Here is a 17,032-nt window from a genome sequence, read left to right as displayed (position 1 = left end):
CGAAGGGCCGCCCTAAGGCGACCCTATCGTGACACTCACTGGGTAGGTGAGTATCCAACTTGGAGCGGGCGAGGCGATTCGAACGCCCGACCCTAACCTTGGCAAGGTTATGCTCTACCCCTGAGCTACGCCCGCTTCCTGTTGGTAAGGGGGATTTAAGGGGTGTTGCGGATGGCCGCAAGACCAAAATTACACTGATTTCACATTTTTCTAAATTTGCACGGGAAGCTCTTATTTATAGGGCATTTAGAGCCGCAGATTATTGTTGGGGCATGCGAGGCAGTGCAAATTTTACACATCACGGCAGCAAGATCGGGCGCCCTGTGGTGCGATGATACCGTGGTCGCGTGAATCGCTGGCCGAGGGTGTTTAAAGCAGAGGGCCATTTTGCGAATCTTGGGCAAAGAAAATTTGACCAAAGATGCATTTTCTCAAAATTAATCCGCAGCTTGCGCAAATTCGATGAGATCCCAGCGGTTGCCGAACGGATCTTGGAAGACGGCAACGGTCCCGTAGGGTTCAACACGCGGCGTTTCTTCGAAATGGACGCCATTTGCCACCATCGCCGCATGATCAGTTGCGAAGTCATCCGTCTCAAGAAAAAGCCAAACGCGGTCGCCGCCTTGTTTGCCGATGCAATCGCGCTGGTCGCCCACAGCGCGTGCCAGCAGGAAATTGGTTTGGTTGTCCGGGTGGCCGACGCGGACCCAACGCTTTTCTTCATCAATTTTGTCATCTTGCAGCAGGTCAAAGCCTAGCGTGCCAACAAAGAATGCGATCCCCGCGTCGTAGTCGGGCACAAGGATCGCGAGCATGGAAAGATGTTTTGTCATAGCAGGCTATGCAGAATCAGGCCAACAGCGCCAACTGCCTGCATCAATGTGGTCAGGATCATGCCGTATGTCCGGTAAGAGAAATTCATCGGGTGCACCCAGAACGCCATGGCGTGCAGCAACCGTCCCGCAAACAGCATCAGGCCAAGGATATGAACCGCCAAACCGGGGGCACCTTGCAGTTCGACGCAGGCCAGAATGATCAGGCCAATCGGTGTATATTCGGTAAAGTTCGCTTGACCGCGCACCCGTTGGCGCAGATCTTTGCTGTCCGCATCGCCGAGCGAGACGCGATTGGCACGCCGGAAAAAGATAACGCGGTACGATAGCGCCAGAAAGATGAGGGTCAGAAGACCCACGTAGAGCGATGTGATGGGAAGCATGTTTATGTCCTGTGATATGTCATCGCAGGCTATAGGGACGGATCATGCGCGGCTAGGTATTTTTCTGATGAAAAATGTGAGGGCTTTGCCCTCAAACTCCCAGGATATTTGCGGCCAAAAGAAAGGCAGCGAGGACCATGCCCCGCTGCCGATTAGATTTATTCAAGCTCGACGAGCAGGTCTTTGGCGTCGATTTGGCCACCAGCCGCCACGTGAACCGCTTTGATGGTCGCGTCGCGGTCTGCGTGGATACCGGTTTCCATTTTCATCGCTTCGATGGTCAGCAGTAGATCGCCTTCTTTGACTTTTTGACCTGCGGAAACAGCAACGGTCGCCACAACACCCGGCATTGGTGCCCCGATGTGATCTGCGTTGCCCGCTTCAGCCTTTGGACGCTGCACTTTTTCAGATGCGGCGAGACGGTTCATAACGCGGATCGTACGCGGCTGACCGTTGAGTTCGAAGAACACTTTAACTTCGCCGTCTTCGTTCATGTCGGACACGGCCTGCATGCGGATTTCCAGCGTCTTGCCCGGATCGATTTCCGCCGCGATTTCTTCGCCCGGTTCCATGCCGTAGAAGAACGTTTTGGTCGGCAATGTGCGCACGGGACCATATGTCCGGTGGCGACCCATGTAATCAAGGAAGACTTTCGGGTACATCAGGTAGCCGTTAAGATCTTCGTCGTCGATGACACGTCCATCCAGCAGATCACTGAGTTCCTTGCGGGTTGCATCCAGATCAACAGGGGCCAAGTGCTGGCCGGGACGGTCTGTTGACGGCTTTTCGCCCTTCAGCACCTTCTTCTGGATTCCCTTTGGCCAACCACCCGGTGGTTGACCAAGTGAGCCCTTCATCATGTCCACAACAGAGTCAGGGAAGACGACGTCGGTTTTCGGGTCCTCAACATCCGCACGTGTCAGGTTTTGGCTCACCATCATCAGGGCCATGTCACCCACAACTTTGGAAGATGGTGTTACTTTTACGATATCGCCGAACATCTGGTTCACGTCTGCATAGGTCTGTGCGACCTCATGCCAACGTTCTTCCAGACCCAAGGACCGTGCTTGTGATTTGAGGTTAGTGAACTGACCACCTGGCATTTCGTGCAGGTATACTTCGGATGCTGGTGCTTGCAGACCGGATTCGAAGGCCTTGTAGTGTTCGCGGACCTGTTCAAAATAGTTTGAAATCTCGCGGATCGCTTTCACATCAAGGCCGGTGTCGCGGTCGGTGCCTTTCAGCGCCTCAACGATAGACCCAAGTGTCGGCTGCGATGTGTTGCCAGAAAAACTGTCCATCGCCGCATCCACAACATCCACGCCCGCCTCGGACACCGCCAGAACGGTTGCGATGGCGGCACCGGATGTGTCGTGTGTGTGGAAGTGGATCGGCAGACCGACCTCTTCTTTCAACGCCTTAACCAGTGCACGGCCGGCGGCTGGTTTCAACAGGCCAGCCATGTCTTTCAGACCAAGCACGTGCGCGCCTGCCGCTTCCAGTTCTTTGGCCATGCCGATGTAGTATTTCAGGTCATATTTCGCCCGATCTGGGTCCAGCATGTCGCCTGTGTAGCAGATCGTGCCTTCAATGACTTTGCCGGATTTGCCGACTGCATCCATGGCCACGCGCATGTTTTCAACCCAGTTGAGGCTGTCGAACACGCGGAACACGTCAACGCCGGATCCAGCAGCTTGGCGCACGAATTCTTGCACGACGTTGTCAGGGTAGTTGGTGTAGCCAACTCCGTTGGACGCCCGCAAAAGCATTTGCGTCATGATGTTTGGCATCACCGCACGGATGTCGCGCAGACGCTGCCATGGGCATTCCTGCAAGAACCGGTAGGCCACGTCAAACGTCGCACCGCCCCAGCATTCAACAGAGAACAGCTGGTTCATTTTTTGCGCGTAAGCAGGGGCCGCGTTGATCATGTCGATCGACCGCATGCGTGTGGCCAGCAAGGACTGGTGACCGTCACGCATTGTGGTGTCGGTGATCAGCAATTGGTTCTGATCGCGCATCCAGTTGGCCACCGCTTCCGGACCGAAATCGTCCAGAATGTTGCGTGTGCCGGGCACGACCTCAAGCGATGGTTTCACCGGCGGTTTTGGTGGTTTCACATCGGCAGCGGGGCGCGGACGGCCAGCCGTTTCAGGATGTCCGTTGACCGTGATGTCAGCGACATAGGTCAGGATTTTCGTAGCCCGATCGCGGCGCTTCTTGAAATCCATCAGGCTTGGCGTCTCGTCGATGAATTTGGTGTGGTATTCATTGGACAAGAAGGTCGGATGCTTCAGCAAGTTTTCCACAAAAGCGATGTTAGTCGACACGCCGCGAATACGGAATTCGCGCAGCGCACGGTCCATACGGGCAATCGCCATTTCCGGTGTGGGCGCGCGTGCGGTCACTTTGGTCAGCAAAGAGTCGTAGTAGCGTGTAATAACGGCGCCTGAATATGCGGTCCCGCCGTCGAGGCGGATGCCCGGACCAGTCGCCGAACGGTACATTTGGATGCGACCGTAATCGGGGATGAAGTTGTTTTGCGGATCTTCGGTTGTCACTCGGCATTGCAGCGCGTGACCATCAAGTTGAACGTCGTACTGGGACGCGCAACCAGTCGCTTCGACCAGAGATTTGCCTTCAGCGATCAGGATTTGGGCACGGACGATGTCGATGCCTGTGACTTCTTCGGTCACGGTGTGTTCCACCTGAACGCGCGGGTTTACTTCGATGAAGTAGAATTCGCCGCTGTCCATATCCATCAGGAATTCGACCGTACCGGCACATTCATAGTTCACGTGCTGGCAGATTTTCTTGCCGAGATTACAGATTTGTTCGCGCTGGGTGCCGGACAGATACGGGGCAGGGGCGCGTTCGACGACCTTTTGGTTCCGGCGCTGAACCGAACAATCGCGTTCCCACAGGTGGTAAATTTGGCCGTGGCTGTCGCCGAGGATCTGGACCTCAACGTGACGGGCCCGCACGATCATCTTCTCCAAGAATCCAGCACCGTTGCCGAATGCAGCTTCTGCTTCGCGACGGCCTTCAAGAACCTTTTCTTCAAGCTCTTCTTCAGAGTTGATGGCGCGCATACCGCGACCGCCGCCACCCCATGAGGCTTTCAACATCAAAGGATAGCCAACTTCTGCAGCTTCCTTTTTGATCGCTTCCATATCGTCGCCAAGCACATCGGTGGCCGGAATAACCGGAACGCCCGCATCAACGGCCACGTTACGTGCAGAGGCTTTGTCGCCCAACATCCGCATCGTGGCGGCCTTTGGGCCGATAAAGGTGATGCCGTTGGCTTCGCAGGCGTCTACAAATTCGGGGTTCTCGGACAGCAGGCCATAACCCGGATGGATCGCATCAGCACCCGACATCTTCGCGACGCGGATGATTTCTTCAATGCTCAGGTAGGCGGCGACGGGACCAAGGCCCTCACCGATCCGATATGCCTCGTCCGCTTTGAACCGGTGCAGGCCCAATTTGTCTTCTTCGGCGTAAACCGCGACCGTCTTCTTTCCCATTTCGTTCGCCGCGCGCATGATGCGGATCGCGATTTCGCCGCGGTTCGCAATGAGAATTTTTTTGAAGTCAGTCATGGTCGTCCCTTTCGCAGTTGCGGCACCATTAGTTACAAAACGGCCTTTGTAAAGTTCGTATAACTGCGTAGTTTGCGCTAACGCTGCATTGCGGCGCTATTTTTGCGGTTTTGCAGCCATTCGCGCGGGGATTGCCCAGTCACGCGGCGAAATTCGGTGTTGAAATTCGACTTCGTGGAAAATCCCGCAGCAAACATGGCTTGCGTGATTGGCACGTTTTCGTTGGAAATATCCGCGCAGACCGTTTGGATGCGATAGCCATTGATTAACCGTGACACGTTTTCGCCAGTGCTTTGGTTGATGGCGGCCGACAGTTTTTTCACTGGTACGTGCAGCCGATGCGCAAGACGGGTCAGATTGAGGTCCGGATCAAGATACAGCTTTTCGGATTCAAGCAACGCCGTCGCACGAGCGAAAAGTGCGGTCGCTTCTTCATCGGCTGGTTTTGGTGTTGAGGGCGACGGTGGGTGTTCGACCGTATGCGTGACCGGTTGCGCCAAGCCGATCAGACCGAGGCACAATAAGACGACCGCAGAGATGATGTTGACAATGAATGGTACCAAGTCACCGAAGCCCGCGATCACAACCCCGACAATGAACACATCTATGGCCGCAGTCGCCAGCAACGTCAGCGCTGTGCCCATCCATAACTTGCGGGCCGTTTCGGTGCTTTCAAGCGGGACATTCGGTAAGGCGTCCGGTCCTTTGGATATCGACCTCAATATCGCGATCCCGTGTCCCGCGAACCAAAGCGCCAGAATGCTATCCAAAGCCACTGGCAGCATGTTCGCGATCACCAGTATAATTACAGGTCCAGCTACCAAATGAAGTTCATCCCATTTGCGCGCGTAAGGACGTTGGGTTGTCGTCACATAAGCAACCCATGCCATGGCGGCGATCAGGCTCGCGTTGGCGACTTGCAGGTTAACCAGAAACGGATTGGTGACGATATCGTTCAAGGTCGCAATCATCGCCTGTGCCGCACAAAGTGCCAGCAGGATTAGCAAAGGTCGTGCCACACCAGTCAGCCAGCCCCGCACAAGGACAAAGCAAAGGATCAGGCTCACGACAACGGGTAGGGGAAGGTTAATCATCAGACGACTTAGTCCTGAAATCGGTTTGCGGACGACCTGAATACGGTTTCAGGACGTATTTTCCCAAGGTGTAGGCAATTGCTGGATCAATGTCACAGGAAAGGACGCAGACATGAGACACATGATGACACTTGGGATTTGCACCGCAGCGACGGTAGCTGGTGCGGCAATTGTTTTGGCCAGCGATACACAAAATGAAGTGGTGGCACAGGGGTATACCGTCCAATCCATCACGGCGCCGCATCGCGATGCACCCATTGAGGTGCACGTGTGGTACCCGACGGAAAGCGCCGCGGCGTCTGAAACCTTCGCAGAAAACGCGTTGTTTGATGGGTTTGACGCGCAATTAGACGCGCCCGTACTGTCAGGCGAGCATCCCGTCGTGATCTTTTCACATGGGTCGGGCGGCAAAGCGGTCCAAACCGGATGGTTCGCATCGGCAATGGCCGCCCAAGGGATCATCGTTGTGTCGACGAACCATCAAGGAACCATGTCACGCGACAGTGACCCGCATCAGACGCCCATGCTCTGGCAACGGACGCGTGATCTGACGGCTGCATTGGACGCGTTAGAGACTGGCGCTTTGGGGGAACTGTCTGCGGATATGGATCGGGTTGCTTCTGTCGGTTTTTCTTTGGGCGGTGCGGCGGCATTGTCTTTGGGTGGGGCTGAATTGTCGAAAGACGCCTTTATCCGCTATTGCGCACAGCCCGTGGAAAAGCCTGATTGCGACTGGATGAACGCAGCGGGTGTCGATTTCACTGCGATCGATGCCTCACTTTACGAGGCCGATTGGACTGACCCAAGGATCGACGCGGTTCTCGCCATTGATCCAGCACTGACACAGGCCATGACAGCTGATGGTCTGGCCGCGATGGATTTACCCGTCATGACGATTGGCTTGGGGACGGCAGATACGATCCCGCTTGCGGTGGATGCATCCCATCTTGGTACAAAACTGCCCGACGCCGCGCATGTCTGGATACCCGAGGCGGCCCATTTCAGCTTTCTGCCAACCTGCGGGATCATCGGGAAAGCGGCAACAGCGCTGATGGGCGACGATAATATTTGTTCCGATTGGGGGCTGCGCCACCGCGATGTGATTCATGGCGAGGTTCTAGACGCAGCGGTGCAGTTTTTGGCAGATGTTTTTGCCGAAGATGCTTAGGTAAACGTAGCGGGCAGCAGATCAAACCGCTGCCCGCATCCGACTATATAGAACCGGCTTCCACCATGTAGTTGCTTGCAGTGCACATCGCCGCGTCATCCGATGCCAAAAACAGAACCATGCGGGCGACGTAAACCGGATCAATGAGGTCGGGCAGGCACTGCGATTGCTTATGGTTTTCAAGCGCTTCTGGCGTCGTCCACAGCTCTTTTTGACGCTCTGTCATGATCCATCCGGGAACGACGGTATTCACACGAATACGATCACGCCCCAAATCGCGGGCCATCGTGCGGGTCAGGCCATGTACGGCGGCTTTCGCTGTGGCGTAGGCGGGGAAATTCCCGACGGCTTCCCACCAGCTGTTTGAACCAAGGTTGATGATTGACCCGCCACCCGCCGAAATCATGCCAGGGGCGACAGCTTGCATCGTGAAAAACATATGGCGCAGGTTCGTATCCATACGTTCGTCCCAGTATTCAGGAGTGACGTCTTTCCAATCATGACGATCATCGCGGGCGGCATTATTGGCAAGCACAAGGAAATCACCCACTTGCGATGCCAGCTCTGCAATTGCGGCCTGCGTGGCCGCGATGTCGCGCAAATCGCATAGGGCGTAGGCAGCCCCTGTTTCTGCGGCGACTTTTGCACTGGCGTCTGCATCACGATCAAGGAACGCGACCTTGGCACCTTGTTCGGCAAATGCGGCGACGGTCATGGCACCGATACCGCTCGCCCCGCCCGTGACAAGAACAGGTTTGTTGCGCAAGCTGGGGTAGGTCGCGAACTCTGGCATGGGTGATCCTCCTCAAATGTTGTGCAAACCCTAGAACAGGTTGCGGGATAGAACCAGCAAAGGCACAGTCATGCAAAATGGGTTGGAGGAAATGACTAAATGGCACAGGACGTTGTTGGATTCGTAGGCGTAGGCCTGATGGGGCATGGGATGGCCAAGAACATCTTGGGCGCTGGGTTCGAAATGCATGTGATCGCGCACCGGAACAGAGGGCCAGTGGACGATCTGGTCGGGCAGGGCGCGCAAGAGGCCAGCAGTCTCGCCGATCTCGCGGCCGCCGCATCAATCATCCACATCTGCGCACCGGGATCGCCGCAGGTCGAAGCCATCGTCACATCGCTTTTGCCGACTTTGGCAGAGGGCAGTGTCATTGTGGATTGTTCGACGTCTGATCCAACGTCTACTGCGAAACTGGGAGAGATATTGGGTGAAAAGGGATGCTTTATGGCTGATGCGCCATTGGGCGGCACCCCCGTGCAGGCCGAAGCAGGAGAACTTGCGACAATGGTTGGGGCGTCTGATGACACCTTTACGCGGATCAAACCGGTGCTTGATGCGTGGGCAGGTACAATCGTGCACATGGGCGACGTCGGCGCTGGGCATAAGATGAAGCTGCTCAACAACATGCTCGCGATGGGCTATGCGGCGATGTATTCCGAAGCGCTGGCACTGTCCAAAAAGGTCGGGATCACCACGGAACAGTTTGATAGCGTGATCCGCGGTAGCCGGATGGACTGCGGGTTTTATCAGACGTTCATGGGATATGCGGTCGAAGGTAACGCGGAGGCCCATAAGTTTACCATTACCAATGCGTTGAAAGACATGCGGTATCTCGAGGCAATGGCGGATAGCGTTAACCTTGCAAACCCTGTTGGGAATGCGATCAAGAACAGCCTTGCCATGGCGCATGCAGATGGGGGCGACGGACCTGAAAACTACGTCCCGCATCTGGTGGATTACGTCGCCAAACGGAACGGGGTGAAGCGTAGCTAACGCCTAGATCACACGGTCGGGCAGGTCGGCGAGACGACGCGCGCCGATCTGGCCCATGTTGGCGATCATATCTTGCCGCAGAATATCAACGACATGGGCGGCCCCCGGTTCGCCCATAGCACCTAGGCCGTAATGAAACGCACGACCCAGCATGACAAAATCCGCCCCCAGTGCGAGCGCACGCATGATATCGAGACCGCTTTGCACGCCGCTGTCGAAAATAATTGGCAGATCGGTAGTTGCGCGGATCGCTGGCAACACCTCGATTGTCGCGGGAGCCGCATCAAATTGACGACCCGCGTGGTTGCTGATCCAGATCGCGTCAACACCTTTGTCCGCGAGCGCTGTGACATCGTTAGCGTCTAACACCCCTTTGATTATCAGCGGTCCATCCCATTCAGCCCGCAACATATCGACATAGTCCCAATCAGGAGACGTGCGTAGCAGATAACCCACGTGCTGGTTTGAAGGCAGCGTTGTCGTTTGTTCGGCGTAACTATCCATCAGTTTCATGCGGGGCATGCCGGTTTTGCGAATGCCGTCCAGCCATGCAGGACAAAGCGCCGCCTGCATCGCCAAGCGCGGCGTCAGGCGCGGCGGCTGTTGCAATCCACCGCGTGTTTGGCGTTCGCGGCGCGATGCGACCGGCACGTCGACTGTCATCACAAGGGTATGAAATCCCGCATTTTTCGCACGTTTCAGCATGTCTGCACGAATTTCCGCGTCACGTGGGGGGTAAATCTGGAACCAGCCTTGACCACCGTGATGATCTGCGACGTCCTCTGGCGTTTGGGTCGCGACTGTTGAAATCGTGTAGGGGATTGCTTCTTTCGCGGCGGTCCGCGCTAACATCTGTTCCGCACCCGGCCAAATCAGGCCCGACATGCCGACGGGGGCGATTCCGAACGGCAGCGGATATTCTCGGTTAAGAAACGTCGTCGACAGGTCCGGTGTAAACACGCCGTGCAGGATCGAAGGCCGGAACAGGACGTCGTCCAGCTTCGTCCGGTTACGCTTCAACGTGGCCTCTGTCCCTGTGCCACTGTCCAGATATTCCCAAACAAAATGTGGAATACGGCGCTGGGCGCGGGCCTTTAGGTCAGAAATGGCGGGAAAACGATCGTGGCTCATGGCGGTACCGTATGGGGGAAGGCGCGTTTGGGGCAAGCATTCAGGTGCGTTGTTTTGGACAGATGAAAGCGGAAGGTCGCGAAGATGTAAAACCTGCAGAACAGACCGCGAACATTAGGGTTTTAACGTGTACGGATTCGCGGTAACATGCGGCATGAGCAATTTTTCCGATGAAGATGCCTTCGAGGCAGCGTCCGTTCCTTTGTCCCAGCGTGCGATGGCCAGTCGCGGTGCGCCTTATCTGGACGGGTTGAACCCCGCCCAACGCGAAGCGGTTGAGGCGTTGGATGGTCCTGTGCTGATGTTGGCTGGTGCGGGCACTGGCAAGACGAAAGCGTTGACCACGCGGATTGGGCATTTGTTGGCGACGGGGACTGCGCGGCCGCACGAGATTTTGGCGGTGACGTTTACTAACAAAGCGGCCCGCGAGATGAAGAATCGTGTGGGTCAGATGATGGGCGAGGCCGTGGAAGGCATGCCGTGGCTCGGCACGTTCCATTCGGTCTGTGCCAAACTGTTGCGGCGCCATGCGGAATTGGTTGGCCTGAAGTCGAACTTTACCATTTTGGACACCGACGATCAGCTGCGTTTGCTCAAACAATTGATCCGCGCCGATGGCATTGACGAAAAACGCTGGCCGCCGCGCATGTTGTCAGGGATCATCGATAACTGGAAGAACAAGGCGCTGACGCCAGACAATATTCCGGCCGCTGATGGCGGGGCGTTTGATCACAAAGGGGTGGCGCTTTATGCCGCCTACCAGCAGCGTCTTGAGGATCTGAATGCCGTCGATTTTGGCGATATACTGCTGCATATGGTTGTGATCTTTCAGCAGAACCAAGACATCCTAGATCAATATCAACGCTGGTTCCGCTATATTTTGGTGGACGAATATCAAGATACCAACGTGGCCCAATATCTGTGGCTGCGGTTGTTGGCGAGCAAACATAAAAATATCTGTTGCGTCGGTGATGACGATCAGTCGATTTACGGCTGGCGCGGTGCCGAAGTTGGCAACATCCTGCGGTTTGAAAAAGACTTCCCCGGCGCTGTGGTGGTCCGGTTGGAACAAAACTACCGATCCACGCCGCATATTTTGGCCGCTGCGTCTGGCGTGATTGCGGGCAACAAAGGGCGTTTGGGCAAAGAACTGTGGACCGCCGAAGAAGACGGCGAAAAGGTGCGCCTGATCGGCCATTGGGACGGCGAAGAAGAAGCGCGCTGGATCGGCGAAGAGATTGAGGCGATGCAGCGTGGCACACGTGGTCTAGACAAGATCAGCCCCGACAACATGGCAATTTTGGTCCGTGCGTCGCATCAGATGCGTGCGTTCGAAGATCGCTTTTTGACGATTGGCCTGCCGTACCGCGTCATCGGCGGCCCGCGTTTCTACGAACGGCTCGAGATCCGCGATGCCATGGGCTATTTCCGGCTCGCCGTGTCCCAAGATGATGATCTGGCGTTTGAACGCATCGTAAATACCCCCAAGCGAGGTCTTGGTGACAAGGCTGTGCAGACGATCCAAATGGCCGCACGTGAAAGTGGTGTGTCGCTAGTCGAAGGCGCACGTATTTGCGTACAAGAAAAGCGGCTTGGCGGTAAGGGACTGAAAGAATTGACTATCTTGGTCGATGGCTTGGACCGTTGGCATGCCCAAGTGATGGCCGAGGCCGACACACATGTTGAATTGGCCGAGATGATCCTTGATGAATCCGGCTACACCGGCTTCTGGCAAAACGACAAAACGCCTGAAGCACCGGGGCGGTTGGAAAACCTTAAGGAACTTGTCAAAGCGCTGGAGAATTTCGAGAACCTGCAAGGGTTTCTCGAACACGTCAGCCTGATCATGGACAACGAGACCGAAGAGCAGGGCGAGAAAGTCAGCATCATGACGCTGCACGCGGCTAAGGGGCTCGAATTTACAGCTGTTTTCTTGCCCGGTTGGGAAGACGGATTGTTCCCGTCCCAACGGTCGATGGACGAAAGCGGGGTCAAGGGGCTCGAGGAAGAGCGCCGTTTGGCCTACGTCGGCATCACCCGCGCTGAACAGATTTGTACGATTTCATTTGCCGCAAACCGGCGTGTCTATGGCCAGTGGCAGTCGGCGCTGCCGTCGCGATTCATTGACGAATTGCCAGAAGACCATGTCGACGTTCTAACCCCACCGGGCCTTTACGGCGGCGGATTTGGTGCGGCTGGCATGGCCGCCAGCGCATCACCCGCGACCCAAGCCGCGATGGGGTCGGACCTTCATGACAAGGCTGCGAACGCTGACGTCTATAACTCACCCGGTTGGCGCAGGCTGCAGACGCGCAGCCAACAACGCGGTGTGGCCCAGCCCGCTGCAGCCAAGAACATGACGATTGATCTGGATGCTGTCAGCGCATTCACGACTGGCGATCGCGTGTTTCATCAGAAATTTGGGTACGGCGAAGTCATGGGGATTGAGGGCGACAAGCTTGAGATCGAATTTGATAAAGCCGGTTCCAAACACGTCGTGGCGCGCTTTGTCGTGAATGCAGCTCAAGCGGACGATGTGCCGTTCTAGTGGGTCAAAACCGGGTAAAGCGACAATAGTAATAGAACGGCCATCGTGATGTTGAAGCTGCGCAACCGGTGCGGCGTCCGCAACACGCGCCGGACTTGCACGCCAAGCCACGCCCATACGGACACCGACGGCAGGTTCGTAGCTGCAAAAACTGCGGCGACAGTCAGGGCGCCAACCCAGACACCGTTTTCTTGCGGCGCGTAGTTGGTGATGGCTGTAATCGCCATGAACCACGCTTTCGGGTTCACCCATTGAAAAGCGGCCGCCTGCATAAACGTAAAGGGTGATCCGGTGACCGATTTCGCCTCGGGCGGCACCGCATTTGCGATTTTCCATGCGAGCCAGATCATGTAGCCAACGCTCAGCACTTTTAGGACCGTGTTTAAGACCGGGTAGGTGACAAAAACCTGCAGCAGAATGACGCCGACCATCGTGACCATAAATGCGTGGCCTAACGAAATTCCCAACATATGCGGGATTGTGCGGCGCAGTCCGAAATTCGCACCAGATGCCATCAACATAAGATTATTTGGGCCGGGGGTAATGGAACTGACAAAGGAAAATGTCATCAGGGCGATTAGAATTTCTTGGGTCATTTGGACACCTTAAGCCGACATGCAAGGCAATGGCGAGCCGCTAAATGGCGCGATGTTTCAAGTTAAGGATATCTCAACAGTGAAGCCCCATTCTGCCAGCTTATGATCAGAATAGGACGGACAAGATGTTGCGATTGAGATCGGCGGCGACGGTAACACAGAAATCCTGGCCTGAAGGTCTGCGTGTGGCCGTTGATCGGGTCATGGCCGTGATCTGGTTCGAAACGGATGGCACAATTATTGAAGCCAACACTAACTTCTGCAATCTCATGGGCTATGATCCGGCGGACGTTGTCGGGAAACCGCACAGCATATTTGTGGAATCGTCATTCGCGCAAAGCGCGGAGTATAGGGATTTTTGGGCCATATTGCGTGCAGGTGACGTTCACGAAGGCGAATTTCGGCGGCTGACAAAATCCAATCAGGCCGTCTGGATCAAGGCGTTCTATAATCCCGTCTATGATGAAAAGGGTCAGATTGTCCGCATTGTTAAGGTCGCAACAGATGTGACAGCGCAGCGGCAGGCGACAACGGATTTGTCCAATGGGTTGCAGTCTTTGTCAGACGGCGATCTGTCCGTGCGGTTACCAGCTGCGACATTGCCGCTGTTTGCGCCGATTAATGCGCAATTCAACGCGACGATGGACCGGTTGGAACAGCTGGTCAGTTCCATCAACAGCGTGTCCCGCGGGTTGGAAACCGAATCAAACGAGATTGCGCGCAACGCACAAGATTTGGCGCACCGCGGTGAAGCGCAAGCGGCCACCTTGGAAGAAACCGCCGCAACGCTTGAAGAAATATCAAGTGCTGTGCAGCAAACCGCATTGAATGCACAACAGGCGACGTCATTCGCCCAAGAGGCAGCCGGCAATTCCGGCACAGGAACACGCGTCGTGTCCGACGCGATTGCCGCAATGCAGGAAATCAAAGACGGGTCAGGTGAAATCGGGAAAATCATTGAAGTCATCGATTCCATTTCTTTCCAAACGAATCTCTTGGCGCTGAACGCGGGGATCGAAGCTGCACGGGCCGGTGATGCTGGCAAGGGGTTCGCCGTTGTCGCCAGCGAGATTCGCGCTTTGGCACAACGCACCGCAGAAGCGGCTCGCGATATTTCGGAACTGATCGTACGCAGCAATGCAAATGTCGCGTCTGGGTCTGATCTGGTTGATCAAACTGGCGCATCTTTAGGACTGATCGGAAATGAACTAGATCAGGTTGTGACAAACATCAAAGAGATTTCACAGGCTGCATTAGAGCAGTCAGAAGGACTGGCTGCGGTGAACGCAGCGACGTCGCAAATTGATAACACGACCCAAAAGAACGCAGCGTTGGCGGATCAGAGTGCGCACAGTGCAGCAAAGCTTGCGCAGGGGGCTACAAAACTACGGGAATTGGTGAGCTTCTTTCAAGCGTCACAGGTCAACGACCAATCTCACAATCATGATACGGAAATGGTGTTTCGCCGAACGGCTTAGGTTTGACCTGCCGACAAGACGTAAAAAAACCGCAGTGCCCGGGAGGAGGTGGGCGCTGCGGTTCTCTTATTTGTGCCCACGACCACGGGAGGAGGTGTGGTGTAGGCGACGAGAGCGGCTTAACCCGGGAGGAGGTGGGTTGGACCGCTCTATCTCGGCTAGTCGGGAGGAGGTGACATCGCCGAAAATCTGTTTTTTGAGGTGTCCGACGACATCCGGGAGGAGGTGGATGTCGTCGGTCCTTCAAGTGTCCCGGTCATATCTGGGAGGAAGTAGACCGGGGATATCGGATCATTCATTCTGGGAGGAGAGAAGTGATCCGAATGCGATTATTTCTTTGCTGCGTCCAGTGCGATCCGCTTGATCATGGAACGGTGGATGCCGAGGTCAGCCAGTTCACGGTTTGTGAGGGACTGAAGTTCGTTGTATGTTGTTTTGTACAACTTGCGCTGCGCGTATGCTTCGCTGATGTTCGCGAAAAGCGCTGTTGCGCGGTCTGCAAGCGTTACTGTCGCTGTGCGGTTCTCAGTGATAAATGCCATCGTCTTCGTCTTTCGTTTGCGTCGTTCGGCGGGAGGTGCCGTTCTTTCTGTTGTGACTGTTATGTGGGATTTTGCTGCATCTGCACAATATTCAAATCGGCATTGCTGCTATGCAGAAAATGCATGAGCATTCCTGACCTATTGTCTTGAACCTGTCACAAATCGTCTTAGGAGGCCCGCGTTGTCTTGCGAATTGCCTCAAATCTGTGAAACAGGCTTCTAGATTGTGCAATTTTCAGAAAGAGGCAGAGCTATGTCAGTCACACGTGACCAAGTTTTAGGCGCATTGGGCGCAGTTACGTTGCCGGGCGGCGAATCTATTGTTGCGCGCGACATGGTACGGGCGTTGACAATAGAACGTAGTACCGTCCGTTTCGTGATCGAGGCACCGACTCCAGAAGAAGCAAGCCGCATGGGCGGCGTCCGAACTGCCGCGCAGGCGGTCGTGTCAAATCTGGCAGGCGTTGAAAGCGTGTCTGTTGTCTTGACGGCGCACGGGCCTGCGACGCCAGCGGCGGCACCGAAGGGTGAACCGCCAGCGTTGAAGGTCGGACGTCACCCAACACCGCAGGCTGGTCCTGCGAAGGTAACGGGTGTCGACCGTATCCTTGCGATCGGGTCTGGCAAGGGTGGCGTGGGCAAATCGACCGTATCTTCGAACCTTGCCGTGGCGCTTGCGAAAGAGGGTCGTCGCGTCGGTTTGCTGGACGCTGATATATATGGTCCGAGCCAGCCGCGCATGATGGGCGTCAATCAGCGCCCCGGTTCGCCAGATGGCAAGACTATTATACCACTCAAAGCGCATGGCGTGACGATGATGTCGATTGGCCTGATGGTAGACCCTGACAAGGCCGTCGTTTGGCGCGGTCCTATGTTGATGGGGGCCTTGCAGCAGATGCTGGGGCAGGTGGAATGGGGCGAGCTTGACGTTCTCATCGTCGACCTGCCGCCTGGGACCGGCGATGTGCAGCTGACATTATGCCAAAAGACGGAACTAACTGGCGCAGTTGTCGTCAGCACGCCGCAAGATGTGGCGCTGCTGGATGCGCGTAAAGCGCTTGATATGTTCAAGTCGCTCAACACGCCTGTCCTTGGCCTGATCGAGAACATGTCGACATTCCATTGTCCGAATTGCGGTCACGAAAGTCATATCTTTGGTCACGGTGGTGTGGCGGCCGAGGCCGAGAAGATCGGCGTGCCGATGCTTGGTGCGTTGCCGATTGATTTGGACACGCGGCTGGCGGGCGACGCAGGAACGCCAATTGCGGCGGGGGACAGCCCGATGGCCGAAGCGTACCGTCAATTGGCGCGGCGTTTCATTGACGGTGGCATGGCGTAACCGGACCGCCAAAGTAATCGAAATAGAAAACCCTCGCGTCAGGCGGGGGTTTTTTGATTCTGGGAATTCATGGGGCGTCTGGGAAATTATGGAATCTTAGTGGGCAGGTTTGGGATTCGATAGGATTCGCGCTGAATACAGCACCCGATGCCGAGGCATTCGGCACTTTCAAATGTCCAAAAAGCAAAGAAATTCAAAAAATTTGGGAATTTTATGCACCACAATATATGCCGCTGTGGATAACTCTAATGCCGAATTTATCCTTTATTAACTGACGTGAATGTTACCTGCTTCGAAATGGTGCATACTATATGTTGTTTTCGGGGTGTTCGAAAAACACCATATGGTTCCATGAAATCCCAAAAAGGTGTTGATCGGTGGGCGAACATAGGTCACAACATAAGCACGGCAACGACGAGAACATGACAACAAGGGGCGAAAAAGAACCCCACCGGCAAAAGCAGGTTTCATACAGGCCTCGTCATTACCGAACGAAGAGATCCGGCGCGCGAGCGAGCAGACATCCCCCCAG

General features: G+C 55.5%; 13 protein-coding genes and 1 tRNA gene. 5 read left to right on the top strand and 9 right to left on the bottom strand.

The genetic code is table 11. The annotated features are described in order from the left end of the window. Positions 1–60: 60 nt before the first annotated feature. From AC0L7R_RS11945 to AC0L7R_RS11925, 5 genes are all read right to left on the bottom strand, one after another. A tRNA-Gly gene (locus tag AC0L7R_RS11945) sits at positions 61–135 on the bottom strand. Between the two features lie 302 nt (positions 136–437). Then, positions 438–833 (bottom strand): VOC family protein, encoded by a 396-nt coding sequence (locus AC0L7R_RS11940; protein WP_473657112.1) that lies wholly within the window; start codon positions 831–833, stop codon positions 438–440. After that, positions 830–1,216, bottom strand: coding sequence for an MAPEG family protein (locus AC0L7R_RS11935; protein ID WP_247126560.1), 387 nt, complete (start codon positions 1,214–1,216; stop codon positions 830–832). The genes AC0L7R_RS11940 and AC0L7R_RS11935 overlap by 4 nt, the downstream gene beginning before the upstream one ends. Positions 1,217–1,374: 158 nt before the next feature. Then, on the bottom strand, positions 1,375–4,818 hold the full coding sequence (locus AC0L7R_RS11930; RefSeq protein WP_473657111.1) for a pyruvate carboxylase: 3,444 nt from the start codon (positions 4,816–4,818) through the stop codon (positions 1,375–1,377). Between the two features lie 77 nt (positions 4,819–4,895). Continuing rightward, positions 4,896–5,912, bottom strand: coding sequence for a helix-turn-helix domain-containing protein (locus tag AC0L7R_RS11925; RefSeq protein WP_473657110.1), 1,017 nt, complete (start codon positions 5,910–5,912; stop codon positions 4,896–4,898). Positions 5,913–6,024: 112 nt separating this feature from the next. Here AC0L7R_RS11925 and AC0L7R_RS11920 point away from each other — a divergent pair, with 112 nt between their 5' ends. After that, positions 6,025–7,080 carry an alpha/beta hydrolase family protein gene (locus AC0L7R_RS11920; protein ID WP_473657109.1) on the top strand — a complete coding sequence of 352 codons (1,056 nt, stop codon included), beginning with the start codon at positions 6,025–6,027 and terminating at the stop codon, positions 7,078–7,080. A 43-nt stretch (positions 7,081–7,123) separates the two neighbouring features. Here AC0L7R_RS11920 and AC0L7R_RS11915 read toward each other — a convergent pair whose 3' ends face one another. Further along, on the bottom strand, positions 7,124–7,873 hold the full coding sequence (locus AC0L7R_RS11915) for an SDR family oxidoreductase (protein ID WP_473657107.1): 750 nt from the start codon (positions 7,871–7,873) through the stop codon (positions 7,124–7,126). A 99-nt stretch (positions 7,874–7,972) separates the two neighbouring features. Here AC0L7R_RS11915 and AC0L7R_RS11910 point away from each other — a divergent pair, with 99 nt between their 5' ends. Further along, on the top strand, positions 7,973–8,866 hold the full coding sequence (locus tag AC0L7R_RS11910; protein ID WP_473657106.1) for an NAD(P)-binding domain-containing protein: 894 nt from the start codon (positions 7,973–7,975) through the stop codon (positions 8,864–8,866). A gap of 3 nt (positions 8,867–8,869) precedes the next feature. Here AC0L7R_RS11910 and AC0L7R_RS11905 read toward each other — a convergent pair whose 3' ends face one another. After that, positions 8,870–9,997, bottom strand: coding sequence for an alpha-hydroxy-acid oxidizing protein (locus AC0L7R_RS11905; RefSeq protein WP_473657105.1), 1,128 nt, complete (start codon positions 9,995–9,997; stop codon positions 8,870–8,872). Positions 9,998–10,151: 154 nt separating this feature from the next. On the opposite strand from AC0L7R_RS11905, the gene AC0L7R_RS11900 reads away from it, so the two are divergent. After that, positions 10,152–12,545 (top strand): UvrD-helicase domain-containing protein, encoded by a 2,394-nt coding sequence (locus tag AC0L7R_RS11900; protein ID WP_473657104.1) that lies wholly within the window; start codon positions 10,152–10,154, stop codon positions 12,543–12,545. On the opposite strand, the gene AC0L7R_RS11895 is transcribed toward AC0L7R_RS11900, so the two are convergent. After that, positions 12,542–13,141 (bottom strand): LysE family transporter, encoded by a 600-nt coding sequence (locus tag AC0L7R_RS11895; RefSeq protein WP_473657103.1) that lies wholly within the window; start codon positions 13,139–13,141, stop codon positions 12,542–12,544. The two genes, AC0L7R_RS11900 and AC0L7R_RS11895, sit on opposite strands and share 4 nt — an antisense overlap. 125 nt (positions 13,142–13,266) lie before the next feature. On the opposite strand from AC0L7R_RS11895, the gene AC0L7R_RS11890 reads away from it, so the two are divergent. Next, a complete protein-coding gene (locus AC0L7R_RS11890; RefSeq protein ID WP_473657102.1) occupies positions 13,267–14,619 on the top strand; it encodes a methyl-accepting chemotaxis protein in 1,353 nt (450 codons plus the stop codon). A gap of 329 nt (positions 14,620–14,948) precedes the next feature. On the opposite strand, the gene AC0L7R_RS11885 is transcribed toward AC0L7R_RS11890, so the two are convergent. After that, positions 14,949–15,161: a YjiS-like domain-containing protein gene (locus AC0L7R_RS11885; RefSeq protein ID WP_473657101.1), complete on the bottom strand. Its 213-nt coding sequence runs from the start codon at positions 15,159–15,161 to the stop codon at positions 14,949–14,951. Between the two features lie 253 nt (positions 15,162–15,414). Between AC0L7R_RS11885 and AC0L7R_RS11880 the strand changes: the two genes are divergently transcribed. Next, complete coding sequence (locus tag AC0L7R_RS11880) at positions 15,415–16,500, top strand: P-loop NTPase (protein WP_473657099.1); 1,086 nt, start codon at positions 15,415–15,417, stop codon at positions 16,498–16,500. Positions 16,501–17,032: the final 532 nt, after the last annotated feature.

The sequence above is a fragment of the Yoonia sp. D2-7 genome (assembly GCF_055809435.1).
This window is presented reverse-complemented; position numbering and strand designations above follow the sequence as displayed.